Source organism: Mycobacterium montefiorense (assembly GCF_003112775.1).
GTDB classification, from domain to species: Bacteria; Actinomycetota; Actinomycetes; order Mycobacteriales; family Mycobacteriaceae; genus Mycobacterium; species Mycobacterium montefiorense.
Map to the genome: position 1 here is coordinate 428,517 of NZ_BFCH01000007.1, position 23,844 is coordinate 452,360.

Sequence of the window (23,844 nt, forward strand, 5' to 3'; positions counted from 1 at the left end):
GGTCAGCTCAGACCGAGCTCGCGCATCCGCCGGTCATGTGTTTGCTGCAGACGTTCGAAGAACGCGCCGAGGTGGCCCAGGCCCCCGGTTCCGGCTACCACCAAATCGACCAGCTCGTCATGGTCGGCCAGCAGGTATTGCGCCTGGGTGAACGCTTCGCCGTACAGCCGGCGAGCCCATAGCGCCAATCGGCTGCGCTGTTTGCCGCTCGCGGTCACCGCGGCGCGCACCTCGGCGACGACGAACTGCGAGTGCCCGGTTTCGGACAGGGCCTCGCGCACCACGTCGGCGACCTCGTCGGGCAGCACGTCCGCGATCTCGAGGTACAGATCGGCGGCCAGCGCGTCACCGACATACGTCTTCACCAGTGCTTCCAGCCACGTGCTGGGCATCGTCAACCGGTGGTAGTTCTCGAGCGCCGAGACGTACCTCGACATAGCCGAAACGACGTCGACGCCGCGCTTTTCCAGGGCGTCGCGCAGCAGCTCGTAGTGCATCATCTCGGCGGCGGCCATGCTCGCCATCGAGATCCGGCCCCGCAGGTCAGGCGCCATGCGAGCCTCGTCAGTCAGCCGATAAAACGCGGCCACCTCGCCATAGGCGAGCACTGCGAACAGCTCGTTGACACCCGGGTGGTCCGCGCTCGGTGCCGAGGAAGGCGAATCGTCTACTTGGTCGGCAGAGGAGGCCGAAGTCATGGCCATCACTCTAGTAGGCGGACTTGGAAGAAGATGGGTCTGCGCTGTCGACCAGCTATCATGCAGATAGATAGCGGCTGTATTTCTTCAAATGCTGCTGTCGGCGAAATGTGCGTGCACCGCTGGCCCCCCATCTCAGCAGGGCTCGGCGACTCGGCGACTTGGAGTCGGAATTCGTGCGCGCGTGACCGCGACCGTGACCGCGACAGAGAACCGACCCAAACGAATAAGTCACCGAAAGGTACATCACCCACGCATGACTGCACTGACAAGCAAAACTGAACCCACTTTTGCCGAACTCGGCGTCCGCGACGAGATCGTCCGAGCACTGGCCGAGAAGGGCATCGAGCACGCCTTCGCCATCCAGGAACTGACTCTGCCGATGGCGCTGGCCGGAGACGACGTCATCGGCCAGGCCCGCACCGGGATGGGTAAAACCCTCGCCTTCGGCGTCCCGCTGCTGCAGCGCGTCACCAATGGCGTCGGGGTGCGGCCGCTCAATGGCACGCCGCGCGCCCTGGTCGTAGTGCCGACCCGCGAGCTGTGCCTTCAGGTCACCGAGGACCTGGCCGCCGCGGCCAAACATCTGCTCGCCGACGAGGACCGCCGGCTGTCGGTGGTCTCCATCTACGGCGGACGGGCCTACGAACCGCAGATCGACGCGCTGCGCGCCGGCGCCGACGTCGTGGTGGGCACGCCGGGCCGGCTGCTCGACCTTTCGCAGCAAGGTCACCTGCAGCTCGGCGGGCTCTCGGTACTGGTTCTCGATGAAGCCGACGAGATGCTCGACCTGGGCTTCTTGCCGGACATCGAGCGCATTCTGCGCCAGATACCGGCCGACCGGCAATCGATGCTGTTCTCGGCCACCATGCCGGACCCGATCATCACGCTTGCCCGCACCTTCATGGTTCAGCCCACTCATATCCGGGCGGAGGCGCCGCACTCGGCGGCCACCCACGACACCACCGAGCAGTTCGTCTACCGCGCCCACGCGCTGGACAAGGTGGAGATGGTCAGCCGGATACTGCAGGCCGACGGCCGCGGCGCGACGATGATCTTCACCCGCACCAAGCGCACCGCCCAGAAGGTGGCCGACGAGCTGGCCGAGCGCGGCTTCAAGGTCGGTGCCGTGCACGGCGACCTCGGGCAGATCGCCCGCGAGAAGGCACTCAAGGCCTTTCGGGCCGGCGACGTCGACGTGCTGGTGGCCACCGACGTGGCAGCCCGCGGTATCGATATCGATGACATCACCCACGTCATCAACTACCAGATCCCCGAGGACGAACAGGCTTACGTGCACCGAATCGGCCGTACCGGTCGCGCCGGAAAGACCGGAATCGCCGTCACTTTGGTGGACTGGGACGAACTGCCCCGCTGGACGGCGATCGACAAGGCGCTGAACCTGGGCTCCCCCGATCCGGCCGAGACCTACTCCAACTCGCCGCACCTGTATACCGAGCTGGGCATTCCGGGCGAGGCTGGCGGCACAATCGGTACGCCGCGCAAGTCGCCGGTCAAGCGCCGCGACACCGAACGCAGCACCACGTCGGAAAAACCGGCCCGGGCCCGCTCGGGTAACCGGCGGCGGCGAACCCGCGCTGGCGAGCCCGTGAACGGCCGCCCAGCCGGCAATGGCACCGACGGCGAAGCCGCGACGGAGACGGGTTCGGCGTCCAGCAATGGCAGTAACGGCGCGAACAACCGTCGTCGCCGTCGCCGCCACAAGCCGGCGGAAGCCGCCACCAACGCCAACTGAACCAGCTGAATCGACGGCCCAGGCATGGTCAAACCCGAACGCCGCACCAAGGGCGATCTGTTGGCCGCCGCGGCAATCGCGGTCGTTGTCGCCGCAATCGCCTCGCTGATCTGGTGGACCAGCGACGCCCGAGCCACGATCAGCCGCCCCGCCGCGACACCGGCACCCAACCCGAGTTTGGCCCGCGAGGTGCCGGCCAGCCTGAAGCAGCTGTGGACCGCCGCCAGCTCCGCCACCACGGCACCGGTGATTGTCGGCGGAACGGTGACCACCGGCGACGGTCGCGAGGTGGACGGGCGCGACGCCGGCACCGGCCAGACGCGCTGGAGCTACTCCCGCGACACCGACCTGTGCGGCCTGTCCTGGGTCTACCACTACGCGGTCGCGGTCTACCGCGACGACCGCGGTTGCGGCCAGGTCAGCACCATCGACGGATCCACCGGCCGCCGCGGGGCCGCCCGCAGCAGCTACGCCGACCCGCAGGTGCGCCTGTCGTCGGACGGCACGACGGTGTTGTCGGTCGGCGACACCCGACTGGAGCTGTGGCGTTCCGACATGGTCCGGATGCTTGCCTATGGCGAGACCGACGCCCGGGTGAAGCCGTCCTCGCGCGGGCTGCACTCTGGATGCAAGCTGGCGTCGGGAGCAGCCAGCTCGCTGGAGGTCGCGGTGCTGGAGAGCTGCGCGAATCAAGCCAACCTGCGACTCGCGTTGTTGCGCCCGGGCAAGGAAGACGACGAGCCGCAGCAGCATTTCGTCGCCGAACCCGGGATCACGGCGAACTCGGGCGCTCGCGTGCTGACGGTTTGGCAGAGCAACGCGGCGGTGTATCTGCCGCTGCCGCAGCCCAGGGTCGACGTCGTCGATGAAATGGGTACCACGGTGGCGAGCACGCTGCTGCCCAAGCCGCCGTCGAACTCGGCGGTCTCGCAGGCGGGCAACCTGGTGACCTGGTGGACCGGCGATTCCGTGCTGGTCTTCGAGGCGAGCAACCTGACCCTGCGCTACACCGTCGCCGCGGGCGAGCGGACGGTCCCGTTAGGCCCCGGCACCATGATGGCCGGCAAGCTGCTCATCCCGGTCACCGGCGCGATCGGTGTCTACGACCCGGTGACGGGAGTCAATGAGCGCAACATTGCCGTGGATCGGGCGCCGAGCAACCAGGCGGTCGTTCCGGCCGTGTCCGGCTCGCACGTGTTCGAGCAGCGGGGCAACACCGTGGTGGCCCTGGGCTAGACGCCGTCGACGCCCACCCAAAATGCGGTGGCCCGGGCTGATGCTTACGCGTCGATGGCGAACGTCGGCAGCGGTTTGCCGGACTTCCAGTGTTTGAGCAAGGCCTGCGCCAGCGTGGAGTAGGCCACCGCGCCTTTGTTTTTGCGCCCCGCCATCACCGATGAGCCCGACGCGCTGGCTTCGGCGAAGCGCACGGTACGCGGGATCGGCGGCGCGAGCACCGGCAACTCGTAGCGGTCCGCGACGTCGAGCAGCACATCGCGGGTGTGGGTGGTGCGCGAGTCGTACAACGTCGGCAGCGCGCCCAGCAGCCGCAGATTCGGATTGGTGATCTGCTGGACATCGGCGACGGTGCGCAGGAATTGACCCACACCGCGATGCGCCAGCGTCTCGCACTGCAGCGGCACGATCACCTCATCGGCGGCGGTCAACCCGTTGAGGGTCAGCACCCCCAGCGACGGCGGGCAATCGATGACGACGACGTCGAATTGATCGGAGACTTTGGCCAGCGCACGCTTGAGCGCGTATTCGCGCCCGGCCCGCATCAACAGCATCGCCTCGGCGCCCGCCAAGTCAATGTTGGCCGGCAGCAGCGTCATTCCCTCCATCGTGGTGACCAGCGCGGCGCTCGGCTCGATCTCACCGAGCAGCACTTCGTGCACGGACAGGGGCAACTTGTCGGGATCCTGCCCAAGCGAGAACGTCAGACAACCCTGTGGATCCAGATCGACAAGCAACACGCGCCGGCCCTTATCCACCATCGCCGCGCCCAGCGAGGCAACCGTTGTCGTCTTGGCGACTCCGCCCTTCTGGTTGGCAACCGCCAATACACGCATCTCACTCACTCTGCCATCCTGGCATGTTCAAGGCCGGGAGCTAAGTGCGACGGGCCCGCAAGTCTCGGGCAGAATCAGTCGATATGGGCTTGCACAACCACCGACTAGTCTTGCTGCGTCACGGCGAAACCGAGTGGTCGTTATCGGGCCAGCACACCGGTAGCACCGAGATCGAGCTGACCGAAAACGGCCGAACGCAGGCCAAGCTGTCCGGCGGCGTGCTGAGTGGGTTGAGCCTCGAGGACCCCGTGGTGATCAGCAGCCCGCGTCAGCGCACCCTGGTTACCGCCGAGCTGGCCGGCCTGACCGTCGACGAGATCTCGCCGCTGCTCGCGGAGTGGGATTACGGCGAATACGAAGGCGTCACAACCGAAAAGATCCGCGAAACCGTCCCCGATTGGCTGGTGTGGACGCACGGGTGTCCCGGCGGGGAAAGCGTCGCAGAGGTCTGCGAGCGCGCGGACCGGGCCATCGCGATGGCCTATGAGCACCTGGAATCGCACGACGTGGTGTTCGTCAGCCACGGTCACTTTTCCCGCGCGGTGATCACGCGCTGGGTCGAGCTGCCGCTCGTGGAGGGCCGCCGATTCGGCATGCGGACCGCGTCGGTCGCGATGTGCGGCTTCGAGCACGGAATACAACAACTCCTTGCGCTCGGGCTGACCGCTGCGCCGATCGCGGCAGGGTGAGTTCGGTCCAGCCGCCGTTCGCGCTATGCGGCCCGCGGGGCACCCTGATCGGCGAAGGGGTGCGGACGCGCTACAGCGACGTGGGCGTCGCCCAAGCCGCTCTGACGTCGGGATCGGTCCCAATAGTGTTGGGCGCGTTACCCTTCGACGTAGAGCGACCCGCCGCGTTGCTGGTGCCGGATGCGGTATGCCGCAACGACGCGCCACCCGACTGGCCGACGGGTCCACTGCCTCGCATGCGCATCGCCGCGACCATCCCGCCGCCGGCCGACTACCGCGCCCGGATCAGCCGCGCACGGGATGAGCTGAGGGCACCCGACACCTCGCTGAGCAAGGTGGTGCTGGCCCGGGCATTGCAACTGGCCGCCGATAGCAGGCTGGACGCGCGCGTCATCCTGAGCCGGCTGATCGCCAACGACCCGACGGCGTACTGCTATCTGGTCGACCTGACCGCCGCCGGCACGGACTACGCGGGCGCGGCGCTGGTGGGTGCCAGCCCGGAACTGCTGGTCGCGCGCGACGGCGACCGGGTGATCTGCAAGCCGTTCGCCGGTTCGGCCCCACGCGCCGCGGATCCAGAAATCGACACCGCCAACGGCGCCGCGCTGGCCGCATCCGCCAAGGATCGTCACGAGCATCAGCTGGTCATCGACACGATGCGGGTGGCCCTGGAGCCGCTCTGTGACGAGCTGCTCATAGCGCCCGAACCGCAGTTGAGCCGCACGGCGGCGGTATGGCACCTGTGCACGCCGATCAGCGGCACACTGCGCGATAAGTCAACCACCGCAATCGATCTGGCGCTGGCCCTGCATCCCACCCCGGCGGTCGGAGGGGTGCCGGCCAAGGCCGCGTCCGAACTCATCGCCGAACTCGAAGGCGACCGCGGCTTCTATGCCGGGGCAGTGGGCTGGTGCGACGCCAACGGCGACGGCTGTTGGGTGGTGTCCATCCGCTGCGCGCAGCTGTCCGCGGACCGGCGCAGCGCGCTGGCCCGCGCCGGCGGCGGCATAGTCGCGGAGTCGGATCCCGACGACGAAGTTGACGAGACCACAACAAAATTCGCCACGATACTCAACGCGCTGGGAGTCGAGCAGTGACCGAGCAAATCCGCCGAGCCACACCCAAGGACACCGCCGACATCACTGACATGATCCACACGCTGGCCGAATTCGAGCACGCCGCCGATGATTGCACTGTCACCGAAAAGCAGATCTCTGCAGCGCTTTTCGGTAATTCAGCGACCGCGTACGCACATGTCGCCGAAGTTGACGGCGAGATCGCCGCGATGGCGCTGTGGTTCGTCAACTTCTCTACGTGGGACGGCGTCTCGGGCATCTACCTCGAAGACTTGTTCGTACGCAACAGGTTTCGCCGCCGCGGCCTGGCCCGCGGACTGCTAGCGGCCCTGGCGGCCGAATGCGTCGACAACGGCTACACCCGGTTGTCCTGGGCGGTGCTGAACTGGAACACCGACGCGATCGCGCTCTACGACGAGGTCGGCGGGCAACCGCAGACCCAGTGGACCACCTATCGGCTGTCCGGGCCGGCACTGGGCGAGTTGGCCGGCCCGCGCTGATCGCCAGCGGTGACCCAGCGCAGCGCCGAGGGGCTGAAGAGCAAGATCAGCGCGGCGAGCGCCACCGCGGCCACCGGGATGCCGAAGCCCGGCCGATGTGAGCCCACCACGACATACCAGGCCACCGGCAACAACAACAGCTGAGTGAACACCGCCAGCCCGCGCCCCCAGCGCTTACCGATCACCAGTGCGCGTCCGGCCGCCAGCACCGCCCCGCCGAGCAGCAGGAACCAGACCGCGGTGCCTAAACCGTTGACCACCCGCTGGTCGGCTCCGGCGACGGCGCGCACCACCAGGACCACGGCCATCGCCAACGCGGCCAGACCTTGGGCCGCGACGATGAATCCCGCGCGACGAACGGCGGAAGGGGGCGGTGGTATCTCCTGGTTTCGGGAACCGCGATTCACAGCGTCAGCGTAGCCACGCTGACGCATCCCCCTCGGAGCGGCGGTTCCCCCACAGCGGGGCCTTAACCGTCCGGCATAAGCTCGTGCGTCATGCGCGCCGTGCTGATCGTGAACCCAGCAGCAACGTCCACCACATCGGCCGCCCGCGATCTGCTGGCGCACGCACTCAAGAGCCGCCTCGTGCTCACCGTCGAGCACACCAATCATCACGGTCACGGCACCGAACTCGGCCGCGCGGCTGCCGAGGACGGGGTGGACTTGGTCGTCGTACACGGCGGCGACGGCACGGTGAGTGGCGTCGTCAACGGCATGCTGGGCCGTCCCGGTGCGACGCGGTCGGGGCACGTTCCCGCGGTCGCGGTGGTGCCCGGCGGTTCGGCGAATGTGCTGGCGAGATCACTCGGAATCTCCCGCGATCCGGTCGCCGCCACCAACCAGCTCATCCAGCTGATCGACGACTACCAACACCACCAGATCTGGCGACGCATCAGCCTGATCGACTGCGGCGAGCAGTGGGCCGTGATCAACGCCGGAATGGGCGTCGACGCCGAGGTGGTCGCCGCGGTGGAAGCCCAACGGAACAAGGGCGTGAAGGTCACGCCGTTGCGGTATTGGCGGGTGGCGGTGCCGGCCACGCTGCGCTACAGCCGCCGCGCACCCGAGATGACACTGGAGTTGCCTGGCCGCGATCCGGTTTCGGGTGTGCAGTTCGCCTGGGTGTCCAACACGACTCCCTGGACCTACAGCAACAGCAGGCCAATGGTGACCAACCCGGGTTGCAGCTTCGAGTCGGGCCTTGGCGTGTTCGCAGTCACCAGCATGAAGGTGATTCCCACGCTTCGATTACTGCGCCAGATTCTCTCGAAGCAGCCGAACCCGGAAGCGAAACAACTTGTCCGCGACGACGACACGGCTTGCCTGCGGATCACTTGCAGCGGCGAGCCAGTCGCCAGTCAATACGACGGCGAGTACGTCGGGCTGCGCGATTCGATGACGTTCCGAGCGGTGCGCGATGCGCTGCCCGTGGCGGCGCCGCCCCAAAGCAAAGCCCGCTGAACTGTGGGAATCGGCCGGATCGGCCGGAAATCGTCGCCAGAGTAACCGGCGAGTGTAGTACAACGGAGTAAGGGCCTGGCTAAGCCTTAATCAAAGTGAGATAGCCCACGCACTAACTCACGCTATTGACATCTGTTGTCCCTGTGAAACGATCGAAAGGTTGCATGCAGAGATTTTGTGGGGGTACCGAACGGACCCTTGCCGATGCAAGCGTTAAGAGCCGAAGAAATAACGCCCGTGCGCGATGCTGCGCACATAGTGAGGAGTAACTACTTATGGATTGGCGCCACAAGGCGGTCTGTCGTGACGAGGACCCGGAGCTGTTTTTCCCGGTAGGGAACAGCGGGCCGGCTCTCGCGCAGATCGCTGACGCGAAACTGGTCTGCAATCGGTGTTCGGTGACCACAGAGTGCCTCGGGTGGGCCTTGAACACCGGTCAGGACTCCGGCGTGTGGGGCGGCATGAGCGAAGACGAGCGGCGCGCACTCAAGCGCCGCAACGCCCGGACGAAGGCCCGCAGCGGAGTCTGACCCAGTCTCTAGACAGCGCGGGCAGCTACAGCAGCAGTCTGGACCGCCGACCGATCGGCACCCGCAGCACCACATCGGTGCCGCCGCGGGGCGCTTGACGCATTCCCAGGGTGCCGTCCAGCTCCGCCGCTACCAGGGTGCGCACGATCTGCAGGCCCAGGCTGTCGGACTTCTCCAGGCTGAACCCTTCGGGCAGTCCCCGTCCGTCGTCGTGCACCACCACGTCCAGCCAGCGCGCCGAGCGCTCGGCGCGGATCGCCACCGAACCTTCCTGAGCGGCCGCGTCAAACGCATGCTCGATCGCGTTCTGCACCAGTTCGGTGATCACCATGATCAGTGCCGTTGCCCGGTCGGAGTCCAGCACACCCAGATCGCCGACCCGGTTGATCCGAATCGGCCTGTCCACCGAGGCCACGTCGTTCATGATCGGCAGGATCCGGTCGATCACCTCGTCGAGATTCACCTGCTCGTCGACCGACATCGACAACGCGTCGTGGATCAGGGCGATCGACGACACCCGGCGCACGGATTCGATCAGGGCCTCCCGGCCTTCGGCGTTGACCGTCCGGCGGGCCTGCAGGCGCAGCAGCGCGGCAACCGTTTGCAGGTTGTTCTTCACCCGATGGTGGATCTCGCGGATCGTCGCGTCCTTGGATATCAGGGCCCGGTCGCGGCGTTTGACCTCGGTCACGTCGCGAATCAGCAGCGCGGCGCCGGTGCTGGCGCCGTGTACCACCAGCGGCAAGGTCCGCAGCAGCACCGTGGCGCCGCCGGCGTCGACCTCCATCCGCATGCTTTTGCCGCCGGCCAGCAAGGCCTGCACGTGCTCGGCCATTTCTTGTGCTTCGAATGAGTCGGAGATCAACGGCCGCGTGATCCGAATGAGGTTGTGGCCCTCCAACTCACTCGTCAGTCCCATGCGGTGATACGCCGACAGGGCATTGGGGCTGGCATAGGCGACCACGCCGTCGACGTCGAGGCGGATGAATCCGTCGCCGACTCGTGGCGTCGAACGCGACATCGCGACATCGCGCACGTCGGGAAACGTGCCCTCCGACAGCATGTGAACGAGATCAGCGGCGCATTCGCGGTAGGCAGTCTCCAGCTGCCCGGAGTTCTGATGATCCGCCAGCGAGGTTTGGTGCTGGGTGAGCACCGCCACCACCTGGTCGGCGTAGCGCACCGGGGAGGCCGCGACGTGCGGCCCGGGCAGCTGCCACGAGTCTTGTTGGCTCGCACCGGCTTTCCGCGCAGCGGCGCCCGACGCGAAGGTTTGGGCGACCAGCGGTAGCCGCTCGCCGGCCACGACGCTGCCCACCGAATCGGTCTGCAGAAGGGTGGGCGCGGTGTTCGGCCGGCATTGCGCCACACACACCAGCACGCCGTCGTCGCGGCGAACCCACATCAGGTAATCGCCGAACGACAGGTCGGCCAGCAGCTGCCACTCCCCGACCACCGCATGCAAATGGTCTACGGCGTTGCCGGGCAGCATCGTGTGTTCGGCAAGAAGATCACCTAGCGTGGACATCAAATACTCCCGTGTCGTCCCACGGCGGTAGGTACGAAGCGCCGAGCGGCTAGCTGATCACGGCGATAAGGTCGCCTGCCTGTATGACATCGCCGACCGACACACTCACCTTGCTGACCGTGCCGTCGATTTCGGCCAAGACCGGAATCTCCATCTTCATCGACTCCAGCAGCACCACGATGTCGCCCTTGCCGATCTGGTCGCCCTCGTTGACAACGACCTCGAGCACGCTGGCCACGATCTCGGCTCGAACATCCTCGGCCATCTTCACCCCACTCGTTTGGGCCATTCCGCATGCTGACTGCTGGTCCGGGCTTCTATCAAGCTCATGTATATCGAACCACAACATCATCGGGCACAGCGGCGCGCGTGCTCGCGCCGGAGGGGTGAAATGCCACGGGCGTCGCCGTGAGAGAATGGACGGCAACCTGACTGGCGCTCAGCGCCGAGATCATGAACGAACGACGGAGGTTCTCCCCATGGCCAAGCGTGGCCGCAAGAAGCGTGACCGCAAACACAGCAAAGCCAACCACGGCAAGCGTCCCAACGCATAACCCCTGGTAGTCGCGCTTGCGCGAGGCGCTGCTACACGTCCCGGATGATCGTGGTGCGGCGAATCTCGAGCCGCAGCCGCTCCCGCAAGGTCGCTGGCGCCTTTTCGCCGCTGCACTTGGTCGAGATCAGCGCCTTGAATTGCTCCTCAATCCCGAAAAGCCGCAGACATGGCGGGCATTCATCGAGGTGCTGCTTCAGCTTTTGCCGCGTTTCGGGCGTGCATTCACCGTCGAGCAGCGTCCATACCTCGGCGATCAATTCGGCGCACTCGGCCTTAGTCCGCGGATCTGCACCTGCCGAGGGGACATCGGGCGGAAACTCGCTCATGACGACACCTCCTCGTGCGTCTGCTGACCCCGGGTGAAACCGCGCTCCTTGGCCACATCAGCCAGCAACGAGCGCAACTGACGGCGACCCCGATGCAGCCGAGACATTACCGTCCCAATGGGAGTGTCCATGATTTCGGCGATCTCCTTGTACGGGAAACCCTCCACATCGGCGTAGTACACCGCCATCCGGAACTCTTCCGGCAGCGCCTGCAAGGCGGCTTTGATCTCGGTGTCCGGCAATGCTTCCAAGGCCTCGACCTCGGCCGAACGCAGCCCCGTTGAGGAATGTTCGGCATTGGCCGCCAACTGCCAGTCGGTGATCTCCTCGGTCGGATACTCCGCGGGCTGGCGCTGCATCTTGCGGTAGCTGTTGATGTAGGTGTTGGTCAGAATCCGGTACAACCACGCCTTGAGGTTGGTGCCGGCTCGGAACGACCGAAATCCGGCGTAGGCCTTGACCATCGTTTCCTGAAGTAGGTCCTCGGCGTCCGCGGGGTTGCGCGTCATGCGCAGCGCGCCACCATAGAGCTGATCGAGCAGCGGAATCGCGTCTCGCTCGAAGCGCGCCGTCAGCTCCGCATCGGTTTCCTCAACCGGGGTGGGCTCGACAGTGTCAGAACCGGTCACTGCGTCTGGGCCATCTGCGATGTCGGCCATCTCGATTAACACGGTCCCTTCTGTTGCGGCGTCGCCGGGAGGCACCGCTAGCGACCCCGGACTCGCAAATAAGCGAGCAAACTGCTCCTCGCCTGTTGAACTGCCTAACAAGCTCGTCGCCGTTGACACCAGATCCTCCTCCCAATCTAAAGGCTGCAACCGACAATGTTTGCCCGGGTCGCTCACACGCGTTTCTCGAGACCGATTGGATCAACAGCGCGAGCCGACGTGCTATTTCCTGTTCCGGCACAATCGGCGCGGTCCCCCGATCCGGCCGGACCCCGATGGCGTTAGTGTGACGCCATGTCCCTGAATGGCAAGACCATGTTCATCTCCGGCGCTAGTCGCGGTATCGGCCTGGCAATCGCCAAACGCGCCGCCCAGGACGGCGCCAACATCGCGCTGATCGCCAAAACCGCCGAGCCGCACCCGAAGTTGCCGGGAACGGTGTACACCGCGGCCAAGGAACTCGAGGAGGCCGGCGGCCAGGCACTGCCGATCGTTGGGGATGTCCGCGACCCGGATTCCGTCGAATCCGCGGTGGCCAAGACCGTCGAGCAGTTCGGCGGCATCGACATCTGCGTGAACAACGCGTCCGCGATCAACCTGGGCTCCATCGCCGAGGTGCCGATGAAGCGATTCGACCTGATGAACGGCATCCAGGTGCGCGGCACGTATGCGGTATCCCAGGCGTGTCTGCCGCACATGAAGGGCAGGGAAAACCCACACATCCTGACGCTGTCGCCGCCGGTGCTGCTGGAGAGCAAATGGCTGAAGCCGACGGCTTACATGATGGCCAAATTCGGCATGACGCTGTGCGCGCTGGGGATCGCCGAGGAGATGCGCAGCGAGGGCATCGCGTCCAACACGCTGTGGCCACGCACGCTGGTGGCCACCGCCGCGGTGCAGAACCTGCTCGGCGGTGACGAGGCGATGGGGCGGGCCCGTAAACCCGAGATCTACTCCGACGCGGCCTACGTCATCCTCAACAAGCCGTCCAAGGAATACACCGGCAACTCGCTGCTGTGCGAGGACGTGCTGCTCGAATCGGGTGTCACCGACTTGTCCGCGTACGACTGCATCCCCGGTTCGAAGCTCGGCGAGGACTTCTGGGTGGAAGGCGTCAACCCGCCGGGGTACTCGGGTCCCTAGCCGGATGGCCGGCGCTGCGACGCCTGCCATCGCGGCGCTGACCAAGGCCGGGGTGGCGCACCAGGTCGTGAAGTTCGACCACGACCCGCGGGAGCGTTCGTTCGGTTCCGAAGCGGTCAACGCGCTGACCCAGGCCGGTGGCATTTCGCCCGAGCAGATCTACAAGACGCTGGTCATCGCGGTACCCGGTGGGCTGGCCGTCGCGATCGTGCAGGCGTCCGCCCGGCTCTCACTGAAGGCGGCCGCCGCAGCGCTGGGGGCGACCAAAGCGGCCATGGCCGAACCCACCGCCGCCGAGCGGGCCACCGGCTACGTTCTCGGCGCGGTGTCGCCGTTCGGCCAGCGCAAGCCGCTTCCGACGGTCATCGATTCCGGTGCGCTCTGCTGGGAACGGGTGTTCTGCAGCGCCGGGCGCCGCGGCTGGGACGTGGCAGTCGCCCCGCGAGACCTAATCCGGGTTACCGGCGCGGTCACCGCGAACATTGCGGCCTAGCTGTCAGCCTTTGGTCAGCGTGAACTGCGCGACGTCGGTGTAGCCCTCGCGGAAAAGCTCCGCGCAACCGGTCAGGTACTTCATGTACCGGTCGTAGACCTCTTGCGACTGGATCGCGATGGCCTCGTCACGCTGGGCCTCGAGCGCGGCCGACCAGGTGTCGAGGGTGCGGGCGTAGTGCAGGCGCAGCGGCTGGACGAGCTTGACGGCGAAACCGGCGCGCGTCGCATGCTCCTCGACGGACTTGACGTTGGGCAGGTCTCCACCAGGGAAGATCTCGTCCATGATGAATTTCATGAACCGAAGCTTGGTCATGGTGATGGGCAGTCCGCGCTCGGCGAATTCCTCATCGCTGGGCTTGATGATGGTGTGCAACATCATCACCCCGTCGGCGGGGAGCGCCTCGTAGGCGGTTTTGAAGAAGTCGTCGTACCGGTCGCGTCCGAAGTGCTCGAAGGCGCCGATTGACACGATTCGGTCGATTTTCTCGTCGAACTGTTCCCACCCCTGCAGCAGCACTCGCTTGCTCCGCGCGCAGGGATGCTCATCAAGACGCCGCTGGACGTGCGCCTGCTGATTGCGGCTCAGCGTCAGGCCGACGACGTTGACGTCGTAACGCTCGAGCGCCCGGACGATCGTGGTGCCCCACCCACAACCGACGTCGAGCAACGTCATGCCGGGTTGCAGCCCGAGCTTTCCCAGCGATAGGTCGACCTTGGCGAACTGCGCCTCTTCGAGCGTCATGTCGTCGCGCTCGAAATAGGCGCAGCTATAGGTGCGCGTCGGATCCAGGAAGAGCGCGAAGAATTCGTCGGACAGGTCGTAGTGTACCTGCACGTCCTCGAAATGCGGCTTCAGACCAGGAGTTTCGCTTTCCTTTGAGGACAAGGCACAACCTTTGATATCGGGGCTTAATTGGGCTTTGCGGTATGCGATCGAAATAGATCGACTTTCCGGTTGCCTCAGTCTATAGAGCCGGTTACCGCGAACTGACCGGCCCGCCTTCAGCTAACTGAAACGATACCTATCACCACGAGGAAACTGGCATTCAGCAAACAAATGGAGCTTTGCGGACGACGCGCGTCGCCTGGGCGACCGCATCCCGCGGTTGAGCCGTCAACACACAACGCCGGCCGCAAAGCGACCGGCGTTGTGTTCCAAAAGATTTCGTTGCTAGGCAGCTTTCGTCCGGCTGCGAACCTGCAGGGCACTGATCACGTCGACGATGCCGATGGCGATCAGCCAGCAGCCGGCGACCAGCGTCAGCACGGCGATCGAGCGGAGCGGCGAGACGATCAGCACGGCACCACCGATCACAATGATTAAGCCGGACAGGATCTGCCAACCGCGGCCGGGCATGTGATCCAGGGCCAACGCCGCGCCGAGCAGCGTCATCCCGCGGAACAGCCAGCTGATACCGATCCAGATCGCCAAAAGCGTGACGGCTTCGAATTCTTCGCGGAAGCAGAAGAATCCCAGAATCAGCGACACGATGCCGGTGATAAATGTCAACACTCTCATCGCCGCGCCGGCGTGCGAGCCGAAGGCGGCGAACACGTAGCCGATTCCGGAAACCACCAGGTAGATGCCGAACAGCACACCTGCCACGAACAGCGTCTGTCCTGGCCAGGCCAGGACGATGACACCCAGCGCAACCGCCAGGATGCCGGTGAGGAGGAGCACTTGCCACGCACTGCGGGCAAGCCGTCCAAGAGGACCTTCGAAAACGGTGTCGTCGCGAATAGCCATGTCAATATCATTAGCCACAATTGGTGAAAATGAGATGTCCGCGGCGACACAATTCAGCATCGCGCACGGGCATTGCCAGCAATGCCGGACGCAACCCCCTGGGCCAGAAGTGTGCTCGCGGTAACGTGCACAGTAACGATGAGTACCGCAGTGGTGGTGGGTAGTGGCCCCAACGGGCTTGCGGCCGCCATCTGCATGGCCGCCAAGGGCGTGCAGGTAACCGTGCTCGAGGCCGCCGACGAAATCGGCGGTGGCATGCGCAGCGCCGAAGCGATCATTCTGGGCCTGCTGCACGACCAGTGCTCGGCGATCCACCCGATGGCCGTCGGCTCGCCCTTCCTGAGCAGCTTCAACCTGCAGCGGTACGGATTGGTATGGCGCTGGCCGGAGATCGATTGCGTGCACCCACTCGACGGCGGCAGCGCCGGCGTGCTGCACCGCTCGGTGGAGCAGACGGCGGCCGGCCTGGGCCGCGACGGGGCGCTATGGCGCCTCGCGTTCGGTTACCCGGCCGCCCATTTCGACTCACTCAGCGACGACATCATGGGGCCGCTGCTGCGGATCCCGCATCATCCGCTGATGCTGGCCCGGTTCGGTGCGCCCACTCTGCTTCCCGGATCGACGTTCGCGCGGGCGTTCCGCACCGAAGAAGGCCGGGGGTTGTTCGGAGGTGTTGCGGCCCATGCCTTCCGGCCGCTGCACTACCCGATGACCTCGGCCATCGGAATGGGCCTGCTCGCGGCCGGGCACCGGCACGGCTGGGCGGTGGCCGAGGGCGGATCGCAGTCGATCGCCAACGCGATGGCCACGCTGCTGACCGACTTGGGCGGCAAGATCGAAACCGCTGTCCGGGTGCAGAATTCGTCGCAGCTGCCGCCGACGGACGTCACGATGTTCGACCTGGCGCCGAGCGCGGTCGCGGGTATCCTCGGGGATCGTCTCCCGCGCCGAATCTCGGCCGCCTTCACCAAGTTCCGGCGGGGCCCCGGCGCGTTCAAGGTCGACTTCGCCGTCGAGGGCGGCGTGCCGTGGACGAACCCCGACGCGCATCGGGCCGGGACCGTGCATCTGGTCGGCACCTACGCGGAACTCGCCGCCAACGAGCGAGACGTTCACGCCGGAAGAATGCCCGAGCGGCCCTTCGTGCTGATAGGTCAGCAGTACCTGGCCGATCCACAACGGTCGGTCGGCAATACCCACCCGGTGTGGAGCTACGCGCACGTCCCCAACGGCTACACCGGCGACGCGACGGCGGCGATCATCGCCCAGATCGAGCGGTTCGCGCCGGGCTTCCGCGACCGCATCGTCGGCCACACCGTTCGCACGACGACGCAGATGGCCACCTTCAACGCCAACTACGCCGGTGGCGACATCATGACCGGCTCGAAGGACATTCGCCAGCTGACTTTCGGACCGCGAATCACGCTGTCGCCCTATACCATTGGTGTACCAGGCATGTACATCTGCTCGGCGGCCACTCCACCCGGACCGGGCGCGCACGGCATGTGCGGCGCCAACGCCGCGCGGCTCGCCCTCGACTACCTGACCGGGCGGGGTTAGGGGAAAGTCACCACGACCTTGTCGGCGGAGCCGGGCGTGCTGGCCAGTTCGAGCGCCTCGCCGACGCTGTCGAACGGGATGGTGTGGCTGACGATCAGCGCGTATTTCTCCCAGTTCGCCACGATGTCCTTGGTCACCTCGAAGATTTCGTCGGGATATCCCATCGATCCGACGATGGTGATCTCGTTGCTCATGATGTTGACGAACTCGACGGGTACCGGCTCTTTGTGGACGCCAACGATTCCCAGGGTTGCGCCCTTCTTGGCGGCGAGCAGCGCGGTATCGACGACCGCGGATGCCCCGGCGGCGTCGAGGTAGATATCGGTGCCGGCCTTGCCGGGGAACATCGATTCGCCCTCACCGTGCAATTCGATGAGGCGGTGCACGACGCTCTCTTCGGCGGAGTTGATCACGGCGTCGGCGCCGATCTGTAGCGCCTTCTCCAGTCGGGCGGGGATCAGGTCCACGACCACCACATGGCTTACGCCAAGGGATTTGAAGGCCAGCGTGGCGCCCAGCCCGACCGGCCCGGCTCCGAACACGACAACCTTGTCGGTCGGCTTGGGCTTGCACTGGTTGGCACCGTGGCGGGCGACGGCCATCGGCTCGTTCAGCGCGGCCACCTCCCAGGGGATGTGGCTGGGGATGACCTCGAGACTGGTTCCGCGAACCGCGTTTTCGATCAGCAGGTAATCCGCCAGCGCTCCGGCCGCTCCCCCGTTGCCGATGATGCCGCCCGGCGCAACCATCGGATTGATCACGACGTGATCGCCGACGGCGATACCCGACACCTGATCGCCGACCTCGACGACTTCACCGGCCGGCTCGTGCCCGAGCGGTGTGTGTCCCTGGCGTGGCGGGATGCCGCCGATCGTGATGTAGAAGGCGTCGGAACCGCAGATGCCGCAGGCGCGCATCCGGACCAGGACGTCGTTCGGGCCGGCTTGCGGGCGGTCGGCGTCGATGACCTCTGCCTGGCCCGGTCCGGTGACGATTGACATTTTCATGGCGCTGCCTCGAGTTCGATGTCGAAGGTGTCAAGGTATTCGGCGAAAACCGGCTCGAGTTGTTCGACGCTCAGGCCGTATTGGTCCAGGCTGTAGGAGTTGAGCGCGAACCTGTCCTGCGGATGTTCGGCGAGCCAATTGCGCATGCTCGCTTCGGCTTCGGTTGTCAGCGGATCGCCGGCCCACGCGTAGATGCGGCGCATCACATCCATCGGGTCGCGCATCATCTCGTGGTAGTACATGTGGAAGAAGCGGTCGTCGCCGATGCGCTCACGGGCCCGCAGCGGCCGGTCCACGTGATAGCGCATCTGCCACATCGCGTTGCGCCCCATGGCTTCGGAGTCGATGGCCTCGGGATTGTGTGTCATCCCCTTGGGCAGCTTCCACAGGTTGGCCAGCGACCCGGTCGCCTTGTAGGGGTCGCGATGCGCCCACACCAGCCGGGCGTCCGGGAAGACCTTCAGCAGCGCCTCGATGTGCACCGAATGCGAGGGCATCTTCAGGCTCCAGGCGCCCGGCGCGGTGGACTGCAGCACCTGCAGATAGCGCTTCTGGTACTCGTAGGTGCTCGTCATGTCGGTCTCGTCGAAGAGCCATTCGGAGTAGCGCGAGGTCGACAGGAACGAATCCCAGGACAGGCCCTTGAAGTCCTGGTTGTGAATGAACATGTCCTCGGTCGGGCCGTCGGCGTCTTCCCAGTGTGGGAGAGCCACTTTCGCCTGCGTGACCATCTCCAGGATCTTGGCCTGCTCCTCCAGCAGCGCCAGGCAGCGAGGGTCGGTGCGCAGCGACTCGGTGGGCGCCGGCGGTATCGGGTCCACGCACTGCCAGTGCAGCAGCGAGCGGCGGCCCGGGTCCCGGTCGAGCAGGTAGCTGATGACCGTGGTGCCGGTGCGCGGCATGCCAAGCACGATCAGTGGCCGCTCGACGGGCGCGTCGAGCACCTCCGGGTGCTGCTGGATGTAGCCGTGCACCTGCATCCGACGTCCCAACGCATTGGTGGAGTCGTCGAGGATGCGTTCCCGGCCGAACTGCGTGAACGCCGGCGAATTGTTGAGGTCGTCGAGGATCAGCTGCAGTCCGTCCCGCCAAGAGTCGGAATCGATTTCGCTGAGCCCGGTGCGTTGTGACGCCAGCTTGAAGACGTCGTCGGTGGTCGCGATGTTGTCGTAGTCTTTTTGATCGCTCATGGCGCTAGACCGTCAGGTATCCGCCGTCGACGGCGATGGTGCTGCCGGTGATGTACGACGCGGCATCGGTACACAAGAACAGCGCCGCGCCGGCGCAGTCCTGCGGCGTACCGGGTCGGCCCAGCGGGGTGTGGAAGCCGATCTCGACGTCCATGATTTCCGGCACGGCCATGGCCGGGTGCGTCATTCGGGTGTCGATCAGCCCGGGCGCGATGGTGTTGACCCGGATCCCGTCGTTGGCCCACCGACGGGAGAGGTTCATCGTCAACGCGACCAGACCCATCTTCGACGACGCATAGCCCGGAACGAAGACGGCAGAGCGGAATGCGGACATCGAGACCACGCTGACGACGCTTGCGCCGCCGGACGCCTTGCTCGCCTTCAGGCGTTCATGACAGCGCATCGTCAACCTCATGGGGCCCAACATGTTCTGCGTCACCGACGCGACGTAGCCATCCGGGTCGTATTCGTCGCCGGCGGGGTACGGGCCGCCGGCGTTGTTGATCAGGACGTCGAGTTCACCTAGCGAGTCGGCCAAAGCGTCGACGGCATCGGGATCCTGGATCTGGCACTGACGGTAGGTGAATGCGCTCAGGTCCGTCTCGGGATAGTCGGCGGTCGACCCGTGCGTACCGGTCACCGTCACGTCAGCGCCCGCCTTGGCGAACTCGGCGGCAATCGCATTACCGATGCCGCTGGTGCCACCGGTCACCAGCACATTGGCGCCGGTGAAGTCGAACCTGATGGAGTTCATGCGGGTCCTTTCGAGGTCCTTAATTCGTTGATGGATTTGGTGAGCCAGGCCCTTTCCCAGAAGTTTTCGCTGTCGCCGAGCAGGGCCTCATGGGCGTCGGCGGCGACGGCACGCGCTCCGGGGTGCGCGGGTTGGGCGGTGAGGACAAGGTCGGTCAGGTGAATCGCCTGCAGCGGCCGCCCGTCGTCGACGTGGCCGCGGGCCGCCTCGGCCAGCGCGTCGGCGCCGGCGGCGTTGACCACATCGGCCGCAACGGAATCAGCTGGCACACCGAAGAGCTCGGTGGTGGAGCGATGCCGGAACCATCCGGTGTACATCTCCCAGATGGCGCGCACGTTCCACGACGTCTTGCCGTAGCCCTCGCCGATGTCGAACTGCTCGGGCACCTTGACGTCGCGCATAGCGGTGTGGATGTCGGCGCCGGAGTTCATCAGCTCCGCGGTGCGATCGTGTACGGCCTGCATGGCGTCGCGCATCGCGGTGACCTCCTCGGCGATGCGATCGGCACCCTCGATCGGAGCGAAGTGTCCGGTAATCAGGCGCTGCGGGGAGAAGTCCAGCACGGTGTTCAGCGATTCGATGTAGAGAATCGGGTCGCGATACCGGTCGCCGCGGATGGTCATCAGATTCGGCACGTGGCCGAACAGCGGCCCGAACAGATTGCCGCTGAATAAGATTCGGTCTTCGGGCAGCCACACCACCAGCGCGTCGGTGGTCTCGCCGCCCGGCGTCCAGGACAGCTCGAAAGCCCTTCCGCCGACCGTGAATTCATGGTGGCGGTCGAACGTCGTTGTCGGCTCGGGAAAGGAGAAGTCAATCGTCGCAGGATCGATGGTCTTGAAGTGCTCGAGGACCGCGTCGGAGAACTTCTGGAAGGCGAACGACGTCTTGGGCACGCGATAGCCCATCAGCAGATTGTTGTCGTCGCGCCAATACCGGTAGTTGCGATGCATCACCAGCTCGGTGCCGTCGTCGCGCAGCGTGGTCACCCCGCCCCAATGGTCGGCATGCCCCTGGGTGACCACGATGGCCCGCACCAGGCCCGCAATGTCGGCAAAAGCCTTGCGGTGCAACGGGCCTTCGAACACCAGTCCGGCGTTGACGATGACCCGACCCTCATCGGTGGCGACGGCGTAGGAGTTGGAGACGCCGGGCGACATCCAGATGTCGTTGCCCAGCGGCGTCGCAGGAGTGTCGGTTGCCGCCGCCAGATCGGCGGCCCCGGGACGCTCCCGGTGAATTCCGGCCATGACTTGCGATCCTCTACAGTTCTAGAGGTAAAGTCAATATCCTCGACGCGGGAAAAGGTGATTGATGGGACTGCGCGGTCTGGCCGAACGAGTTGCGGTGGTAGTCGGCGGCGCCACCGGCATCGGTGCCGCGACCGCCGCCCGGCTCGGGGCCGAAGGCTGCCGGGTCGTCGTGGGCGACGTCGCGGCCGGCGCCGCGGAGCAGACCGCCGCACGCATCGTCGCAGCCGGCGGCACGGCATCGCACGTCGCGTTCGACCTCGCGGATCCCGCGTCGGTCTCCGACCTGATCGACACTGCGGCAACGACTTACGGCGGGGTCGACCTGCTGTTCAATGTCGGCGCCGACATGAGCACGATCCGTGCCGACTCCGATGTGGTCGATATCGACTTCGACGTATGGGATCGCGTGATGACGGTCAACCTGCGCGGGTACGTCGCCGCGATGAAATACGCCATCCCGCGCATGCTCGCCAGCGGCGGCGGGGCAATCGTCAACATGTCGTCGGCGGCGGCGTTTCAGGGCGAGCCCGCGCGACCGGCCTACGCCACCGCGAAAGCCGGAATCGGCGCGCTGACCCGCCATGTCGCCTCCCGGTGGGGCAAGCAAGGCATCCGCTGCAACGCGGTGGCACCGGGATTCACCGCGACCGAGGCCATCCGCTCCGTTACGCAATGGCAGGAGCTGCAGTCCGGGGCGCTCAAGCGCATTCGCGGGACGCGGGTCGGCGATCCCGAGGACATCGCCGCGCTGGTCGCCTTCCTGCTGTCCGAGGAAGGCGAATGGATCAACGGTCAGGTCGTCAACATCGACGGCGGCACCGTCCTTCGGTGACCCATGGCAGCCAGCTCACGATCCCGCAAGCGCAACGGCGACGAACGCCGGCGCGAACTGTGTGACGCCGCGATCCAGGTGCTGGCCGAGCACGGGTCGCGCGGGTTGACGCACGGGCAGGTCGATCGCTGCGCGGAAGTACCGGATGGCACCACCTCGTACTACTACCGCACCCGAGCGGCGTTGTTGCGGGGCGTCGGCAAGCGGGTCGCCGAGATCGATGTCGCCAATCTGCAATCGGTGATCGACGCGCCGCTGGAACCGCTTTCGCCGTTCGCGCACCTGGCGGAGCTGACCATGATGCAGGCCGACGGACCCGGACTGATGCTGAACCGCGCGCGGCACGAATTGCTGATGGCAGCGGTGCGCGATCCCGGTCTCGCAGAGACGTCACAGGCGTTCGTCGCCCGGATGAACGCGATGACTCGTCAGGCGATCGCGCACCTGCAACCCGGCACCGACGATCCCGCGCTGCTCGACGCGCAGACGACGGCCGTCATGACGTTTATCGCGGGCGTGTTCACCCGGCTTGCCGGCGGGGACCGCACGATCAGCAACGCCGAGCAACTCGCCCGGCTGCTCGAGGCCGTCGCGACCGCGGTGTCGCTGCAGCGCGCATAGCCATGATGGCCAAAAGCCCTGTGCAGACGTCTGACAAGGCTTAGCGTGATGCCCATGAACATGAAGCGACTCTTTGCCGCCGGTGCGCTGGCCGTTGCGGGGTTGATGACTGCCGGGCTGGGCATCAGCAACGCCGACACGATTCAGACCGAGGGCAGCTATCCGTCTCGGCAGGCATGCCAGGATGCCGGACCGGGCGTGAAGGCGACGACGCCGGGTGGCTGGAACAACTTCTGGTGTGTTCCGGACCGTGATGCTCAGGGCAACTGGCGCCTGGTTCTCAGCAACTAGTACGTGTAGAAGCCCTCGCCGGTCTTGATGCCGAGCTTGCCCGCGTCGATATAGGACGCCAGCAGCTCGCGCACGTTGAGCGGCAGGTGCGGAAACTCTGCGGCGTAATGGTTTTCGATGTCGAGCACGACATCGAGGCCGACCAGGTCCATCATCTGAAACGGGCCGACCGACACACCCAAGGCGAGCTTGAACATCCCGTCGATATCCTCGGGTCGGGCCACGCCCTCGGCAACCACGGCCAGCGACTCGCGCTTAATGGCGGCCCAGACGCGATTGAAGATGAAACCGGTGCTCTCCTTGCGCACTTCGAAGGGATGCACGCCGAATTCGGGCAGCACGGTTAGCAGCGTCTCGAGCAGACCGCGGTCGGTCTGTCCGTTCGACATCAACTCGAGCGCGTTGATGTCCGGTGGCATGTAGAAGTGCATGTTGCACAAACGTGTTTTGTCGTGCACGTTTTCGGCCATCAGGCGCGAGGGCAGGGACGACGAGTTGGTTCCGAAAATGGTGCCCGCTGGGGCCACTTGGTCGATCTGTCCCCACAGCGCAATCTTGATGTCGAGCTTCTCCGGGACCGACTCCACGGCTAGCCAGGTTCTGTCCAACGCCTCGTCGAGCGACCCGGTGGCGGTTACGACGCCGACATCGCCAAATCCTCGGTCGGCCACCAGCTTGGGTAGTGCCTGAGTCACGAACTGCGTCGCTTCGTCACGCTGTTCGGCGCGGCGCGCATAGATGCGCACGGTTCCGCCGCGGGTCGCGAACATCAGGGCGATGCGGCGGCCCAGAGTGCCCGCCCCGATCACCGCGACCGGACGGTTTCGGATGTCGTCGAAGGCGTAGGTGTAGGAACCAGTCACAAGTGCATGTTAGCTCTGCCCGCTACCGCTTTGTGAAACCTCTTGTGTCACACGTGTTTCAGTGGTTTCCCGGCGGGGTGTTTTGTCGGTGGGTCGGTTTAGTTTCGGGGGTATGGGTACGGGTGTCATCGCGGACGGGGAGACGCTTTCGGCGGCTTTCGATGTGCTCGACACTGCGCTGGAAACCGTCCTGGGCGCCGATACGCAGATGCTGTGCAACCCGGAG

General features: G+C 65.7%; 28 protein-coding genes. 14 read left to right on the top strand and 14 right to left on the bottom strand.

The genetic code is table 11. The features are described 5' to 3' along the window. Positions 1–2: 2 nt before the first annotated feature. Positions 3–698, bottom strand: coding sequence for a ferritin-like fold-containing protein (locus DB708_RS05675; protein WP_108921014.1), 696 nt, complete (start codon positions 696–698; stop codon positions 3–5). A 256-nt stretch (positions 699–954) separates the two neighbouring features. Between DB708_RS05675 and DB708_RS05680 the strand changes: the two genes are divergently transcribed. Both DB708_RS05680 and DB708_RS05685 read left to right on the top strand, forming a co-directional pair. Beyond that, complete coding sequence (locus DB708_RS05680; RefSeq protein ID WP_108920944.1) at positions 955–2,454, top strand: DEAD/DEAH box helicase; 1,500 nt, start codon at positions 955–957, stop codon at positions 2,452–2,454. A 24-nt stretch (positions 2,455–2,478) separates the two neighbouring features. Next, on the top strand, positions 2,479–3,690 hold the full coding sequence (locus tag DB708_RS05685; RefSeq protein WP_108920945.1) for an Rv3212 family protein: 1,212 nt from the start codon (positions 2,479–2,481) through the stop codon (positions 3,688–3,690). A 44-nt stretch (positions 3,691–3,734) separates the two neighbouring features. On the opposite strand, the gene DB708_RS05690 is transcribed toward DB708_RS05685, so the two are convergent. After that, positions 3,735–4,535, bottom strand: coding sequence for a ParA family protein (locus tag DB708_RS05690; RefSeq protein ID WP_108920946.1), 801 nt, complete (start codon positions 4,533–4,535; stop codon positions 3,735–3,737). A 74-nt stretch (positions 4,536–4,609) separates the two neighbouring features. Between DB708_RS05690 and DB708_RS05695 the strand changes: the two genes are divergently transcribed. Genes DB708_RS05695 through DB708_RS05705 form a run of 3 tightly spaced genes read left to right on the top strand, consistent with a single transcriptional unit; the run spans position 4,610 to position 6,791 of the window. Beyond that, complete coding sequence (locus DB708_RS05695; RefSeq protein WP_108920947.1) at positions 4,610–5,215, top strand: acid phosphatase; 606 nt, start codon at positions 4,610–4,612, stop codon at positions 5,213–5,215. Then, positions 5,212–6,312 (top strand): isochorismate synthase, encoded by a 1,101-nt coding sequence (locus DB708_RS05700; RefSeq protein ID WP_108920948.1) that lies wholly within the window; start codon positions 5,212–5,214, stop codon positions 6,310–6,312. The genes DB708_RS05695 and DB708_RS05700 overlap by 4 nt, the downstream gene beginning before the upstream one ends. Continuing rightward, positions 6,309–6,791, top strand: a complete 483-nt coding sequence (locus DB708_RS05705; RefSeq protein WP_108920949.1) for a GNAT family N-acetyltransferase — start codon at positions 6,309–6,311, stop codon at positions 6,789–6,791. The genes DB708_RS05700 and DB708_RS05705 overlap by 4 nt, the downstream gene beginning before the upstream one ends. Here the strand turns inward: DB708_RS05705 and DB708_RS05710 are convergent. Further along, positions 6,743–7,171, bottom strand: coding sequence for a hypothetical protein (locus DB708_RS05710; protein WP_108921015.1), 429 nt, complete (start codon positions 7,169–7,171; stop codon positions 6,743–6,745). The two genes, DB708_RS05705 and DB708_RS05710, sit on opposite strands and share 49 nt — an antisense overlap. Before the next feature lie 117 nt (positions 7,172–7,288). Between DB708_RS05710 and DB708_RS05715 the strand changes: the two genes are divergently transcribed. Together DB708_RS05715 and whiB1 are read left to right on the top strand one after the other, a co-directional pair. Further along, positions 7,289–8,254, top strand: coding sequence for a diacylglycerol/lipid kinase family protein (locus tag DB708_RS05715; RefSeq protein ID WP_108920950.1), 966 nt, complete (start codon positions 7,289–7,291; stop codon positions 8,252–8,254). Positions 8,255–8,529: 275 nt separating this feature from the next. Next, positions 8,530–8,784, top strand: coding sequence for a transcriptional regulator WhiB1 (gene whiB1 / locus DB708_RS05720; RefSeq protein ID WP_036467351.1), 255 nt, complete (start codon positions 8,530–8,532; stop codon positions 8,782–8,784). 25 nt (positions 8,785–8,809) lie between these two features. Here the strand turns inward: whiB1 and DB708_RS05725 are convergent, their stop codons facing one another. Then, positions 8,810–10,312 (bottom strand): sensor histidine kinase, encoded by a 1,503-nt coding sequence (locus DB708_RS05725; protein WP_108920951.1) that lies wholly within the window; start codon positions 10,310–10,312, stop codon positions 8,810–8,812. Positions 10,313–10,361: 49 nt separating this feature from the next. After that, positions 10,362–10,577, bottom strand: coding sequence for a biotin/lipoyl-binding carrier protein (locus tag DB708_RS05730; protein WP_108921016.1), 216 nt, complete (start codon positions 10,575–10,577; stop codon positions 10,362–10,364). Between the two features lie 214 nt (positions 10,578–10,791). Here DB708_RS05730 and DB708_RS28305 point away from each other — a divergent pair, with 214 nt between their 5' ends. Continuing rightward, positions 10,792–10,866 carry a 50S ribosomal protein bL37 gene (locus DB708_RS28305; RefSeq protein ID WP_011728008.1) on the top strand — a complete coding sequence of 25 codons (75 nt, stop codon included), beginning with the start codon at positions 10,792–10,794 and terminating at the stop codon, positions 10,864–10,866. A 31-nt stretch (positions 10,867–10,897) separates the two neighbouring features. Here DB708_RS28305 and rsrA read toward each other — a convergent pair whose 3' ends face one another. Both rsrA and DB708_RS05745 read right to left on the bottom strand, forming a co-directional pair. Then, positions 10,898–11,194, bottom strand: a complete 297-nt coding sequence (rsrA, locus tag DB708_RS05740) for a mycothiol system anti-sigma-R factor (protein ID WP_108920952.1) — start codon at positions 11,192–11,194, stop codon at positions 10,898–10,900. Next, positions 11,191–11,853 carry a sigma-70 family RNA polymerase sigma factor gene (locus tag DB708_RS05745; protein ID WP_165839741.1) on the bottom strand — a complete coding sequence of 221 codons (663 nt, stop codon included), beginning with the start codon at positions 11,851–11,853 and terminating at the stop codon, positions 11,191–11,193. Before DB708_RS05745 ends, rsrA begins: the two co-directional genes overlap by 4 nt. A gap of 303 nt (positions 11,854–12,156) precedes the next feature. Between DB708_RS05745 and DB708_RS05750 the strand changes: the two genes are divergently transcribed. Both DB708_RS05750 and DB708_RS05755 read left to right on the top strand, forming a co-directional pair. Further along, positions 12,157–13,005, top strand: a complete 849-nt coding sequence (locus DB708_RS05750) for an SDR family oxidoreductase (RefSeq protein WP_108920954.1) — start codon at positions 12,157–12,159, stop codon at positions 13,003–13,005. Between the two features lie 4 nt (positions 13,006–13,009). Further along, positions 13,010–13,498 carry a YbaK/EbsC family protein gene (locus DB708_RS05755; RefSeq protein ID WP_108920955.1) on the top strand — a complete coding sequence of 163 codons (489 nt, stop codon included), beginning with the start codon at positions 13,010–13,012 and terminating at the stop codon, positions 13,496–13,498. Between the two features lie 3 nt (positions 13,499–13,501). Here DB708_RS05755 and DB708_RS05760 read toward each other — a convergent pair whose 3' ends face one another. Then, on the bottom strand, positions 13,502–14,386 hold the full coding sequence (locus DB708_RS05760; RefSeq protein WP_108920956.1) for a cyclopropane mycolic acid synthase family methyltransferase: 885 nt from the start codon (positions 14,384–14,386) through the stop codon (positions 13,502–13,504). A 285-nt stretch (positions 14,387–14,671) separates the two neighbouring features. Beyond that, a complete protein-coding gene (locus tag DB708_RS05765; protein WP_108920957.1) occupies positions 14,672–15,247 on the bottom strand; it encodes an HdeD family acid-resistance protein in 576 nt (191 codons plus the stop codon). Between the two features lie 138 nt (positions 15,248–15,385). On the opposite strand from DB708_RS05765, the gene DB708_RS05770 reads away from it, so the two are divergent. Beyond that, complete coding sequence (locus DB708_RS05770; RefSeq protein ID WP_108920958.1) at positions 15,386–16,807, top strand: phytoene desaturase family protein; 1,422 nt, start codon at positions 15,386–15,388, stop codon at positions 16,805–16,807. On the opposite strand, the gene DB708_RS05775 is transcribed toward DB708_RS05770, so the two are convergent. From DB708_RS05775 to DB708_RS05790, 4 genes are read right to left on the bottom strand one after another with little or no spacing between them, the layout of a single operon-like run. After that, positions 16,804–17,814: a zinc-dependent alcohol dehydrogenase gene (locus tag DB708_RS05775; protein ID WP_108920959.1), complete on the bottom strand. Its 1,011-nt coding sequence runs from the start codon at positions 17,812–17,814 to the stop codon at positions 16,804–16,806. The two genes, DB708_RS05770 and DB708_RS05775, sit on opposite strands and share 4 nt — an antisense overlap. Next, positions 17,811–19,004, bottom strand: a complete 1,194-nt coding sequence (locus tag DB708_RS05780) for a sulfotransferase family protein (RefSeq protein ID WP_108920960.1) — start codon at positions 19,002–19,004, stop codon at positions 17,811–17,813. Before DB708_RS05780 ends, DB708_RS05775 begins: the two co-directional genes overlap by 4 nt. Positions 19,005–19,008: 4 nt before the next feature. Beyond that, positions 19,009–19,758, bottom strand: coding sequence for an SDR family NAD(P)-dependent oxidoreductase (locus DB708_RS05785; RefSeq protein WP_108920961.1), 750 nt, complete (start codon positions 19,756–19,758; stop codon positions 19,009–19,011). Next, the gene (locus tag DB708_RS05790) at positions 19,755–21,008 is read right to left on the bottom strand and encodes an alkyl sulfatase dimerization domain-containing protein (RefSeq protein WP_108920962.1); all 1,254 of its coding nucleotides are present in this window, start codon (positions 21,006–21,008) and stop codon (positions 19,755–19,757) included. Before DB708_RS05790 ends, DB708_RS05785 begins: the two co-directional genes overlap by 4 nt. Before the next feature lie 64 nt (positions 21,009–21,072). Between DB708_RS05790 and DB708_RS05795 the strand changes: the two genes are divergently transcribed. From DB708_RS05795 to DB708_RS05805, 3 genes are read left to right on the top strand one after another with little or no spacing between them, the layout of a single operon-like run. Continuing rightward, positions 21,073–21,843, top strand: coding sequence for an SDR family NAD(P)-dependent oxidoreductase (locus DB708_RS05795; protein WP_108920963.1), 771 nt, complete (start codon positions 21,073–21,075; stop codon positions 21,841–21,843). A 3-nt stretch (positions 21,844–21,846) separates the two neighbouring features. Then, positions 21,847–22,464, top strand: coding sequence for a TetR/AcrR family transcriptional regulator (locus DB708_RS05800; protein WP_108920964.1), 618 nt, complete (start codon positions 21,847–21,849; stop codon positions 22,462–22,464). Positions 22,465–22,518: 54 nt separating this feature from the next. Next, on the top strand, positions 22,519–22,755 hold the full coding sequence (locus tag DB708_RS05805; RefSeq protein WP_108920965.1) for a hypothetical protein: 237 nt from the start codon (positions 22,519–22,521) through the stop codon (positions 22,753–22,755). On the opposite strand, the gene DB708_RS05810 is transcribed toward DB708_RS05805, so the two are convergent. Beyond that, the gene (locus tag DB708_RS05810) at positions 22,752–23,618 is read right to left on the bottom strand and encodes a 3-hydroxyacyl-CoA dehydrogenase family protein (protein WP_108920966.1); all 867 of its coding nucleotides are present in this window, start codon (positions 23,616–23,618) and stop codon (positions 22,752–22,754) included. The two genes, DB708_RS05805 and DB708_RS05810, sit on opposite strands and share 4 nt — an antisense overlap. Positions 23,619–23,844: the final 226 nt, after the last annotated feature.

Bases quoted from the DNA above. Each gene is read 5' to 3' on its own strand.
- DB708_RS05785 (WP_108920961.1), bottom strand. From the start codon at position 19,758: ATGAACTCCATCAGGTTCGACTTCACCGGCGCCAATGTGCTGGTGACC.
- DB708_RS05790 (WP_108920962.1), bottom strand. From the start codon at position 21,008: ATGGCCGGAATTCACCGGGAGCGTCCCGGGGCCGCCGATCTGGCGGCG.
- DB708_RS05730 (WP_108921016.1), bottom strand. From the start codon at position 10,577: ATGGCCGAGGATGTTCGAGCCGAGATCGTGGCCAGCGTGCTCGAGGTC.
- DB708_RS05680 (WP_108920944.1), top strand. From the start codon at position 955: ATGACTGCACTGACAAGCAAAACTGAACCCACTTTTGCCGAACTCGGC.
- DB708_RS05675 (WP_108921014.1), bottom strand. From the start codon at position 698: ATGACTTCGGCCTCCTCTGCCGACCAAGTAGACGATTCGCCTTCCTCG.
- DB708_RS05800 (WP_108920964.1), top strand. From the start codon at position 21,847: ATGGCAGCCAGCTCACGATCCCGCAAGCGCAACGGCGACGAACGCCGG.
- DB708_RS05795 (WP_108920963.1), top strand. From the start codon at position 21,073: ATGGGACTGCGCGGTCTGGCCGAACGAGTTGCGGTGGTAGTCGGCGGC.
- DB708_RS05695 (WP_108920947.1), top strand. From the start codon at position 4,610: ATGGGCTTGCACAACCACCGACTAGTCTTGCTGCGTCACGGCGAAACC.
- DB708_RS05770 (WP_108920958.1), top strand. From the start codon at position 15,386: ATGAGTACCGCAGTGGTGGTGGGTAGTGGCCCCAACGGGCTTGCGGCC.
- DB708_RS05755 (WP_108920955.1), top strand. From the start codon at position 13,010: ATGGCCGGCGCTGCGACGCCTGCCATCGCGGCGCTGACCAAGGCCGGG.
- whiB1 (WP_036467351.1), top strand. From the start codon at position 8,530: ATGGATTGGCGCCACAAGGCGGTCTGTCGTGACGAGGACCCGGAGCTG.
- DB708_RS05685 (WP_108920945.1), top strand. From the start codon at position 2,479: ATGGTCAAACCCGAACGCCGCACCAAGGGCGATCTGTTGGCCGCCGCG.
- DB708_RS05750 (WP_108920954.1), top strand. From the start codon at position 12,157: ATGTCCCTGAATGGCAAGACCATGTTCATCTCCGGCGCTAGTCGCGGT.
- DB708_RS05725 (WP_108920951.1), bottom strand. From the start codon at position 10,312: ATGTCCACGCTAGGTGATCTTCTTGCCGAACACACGATGCTGCCCGGC.
- DB708_RS05780 (WP_108920960.1), bottom strand. From the start codon at position 19,004: ATGAGCGATCAAAAAGACTACGACAACATCGCGACCACCGACGACGTC.
- DB708_RS05745 (WP_165839741.1), bottom strand. From the start codon at position 11,853: ATGGCCGACATCGCAGATGGCCCAGACGCAGTGACCGGTTCTGACACT.
- DB708_RS05805 (WP_108920965.1), top strand. From the start codon at position 22,519: ATGAACATGAAGCGACTCTTTGCCGCCGGTGCGCTGGCCGTTGCGGGG.
- DB708_RS05765 (WP_108920957.1), bottom strand. From the start codon at position 15,247: ATGGCTATTCGCGACGACACCGTTTTCGAAGGTCCTCTTGGACGGCTT.
- rsrA (WP_108920952.1), bottom strand. From the start codon at position 11,194: ATGAGCGAGTTTCCGCCCGATGTCCCCTCGGCAGGTGCAGATCCGCGG.
- DB708_RS05775 (WP_108920959.1), bottom strand. From the start codon at position 17,814: ATGAAAATGTCAATCGTCACCGGACCGGGCCAGGCAGAGGTCATCGAC.
- DB708_RS05715 (WP_108920950.1), top strand. From the start codon at position 7,289: ATGCGCGCCGTGCTGATCGTGAACCCAGCAGCAACGTCCACCACATCG.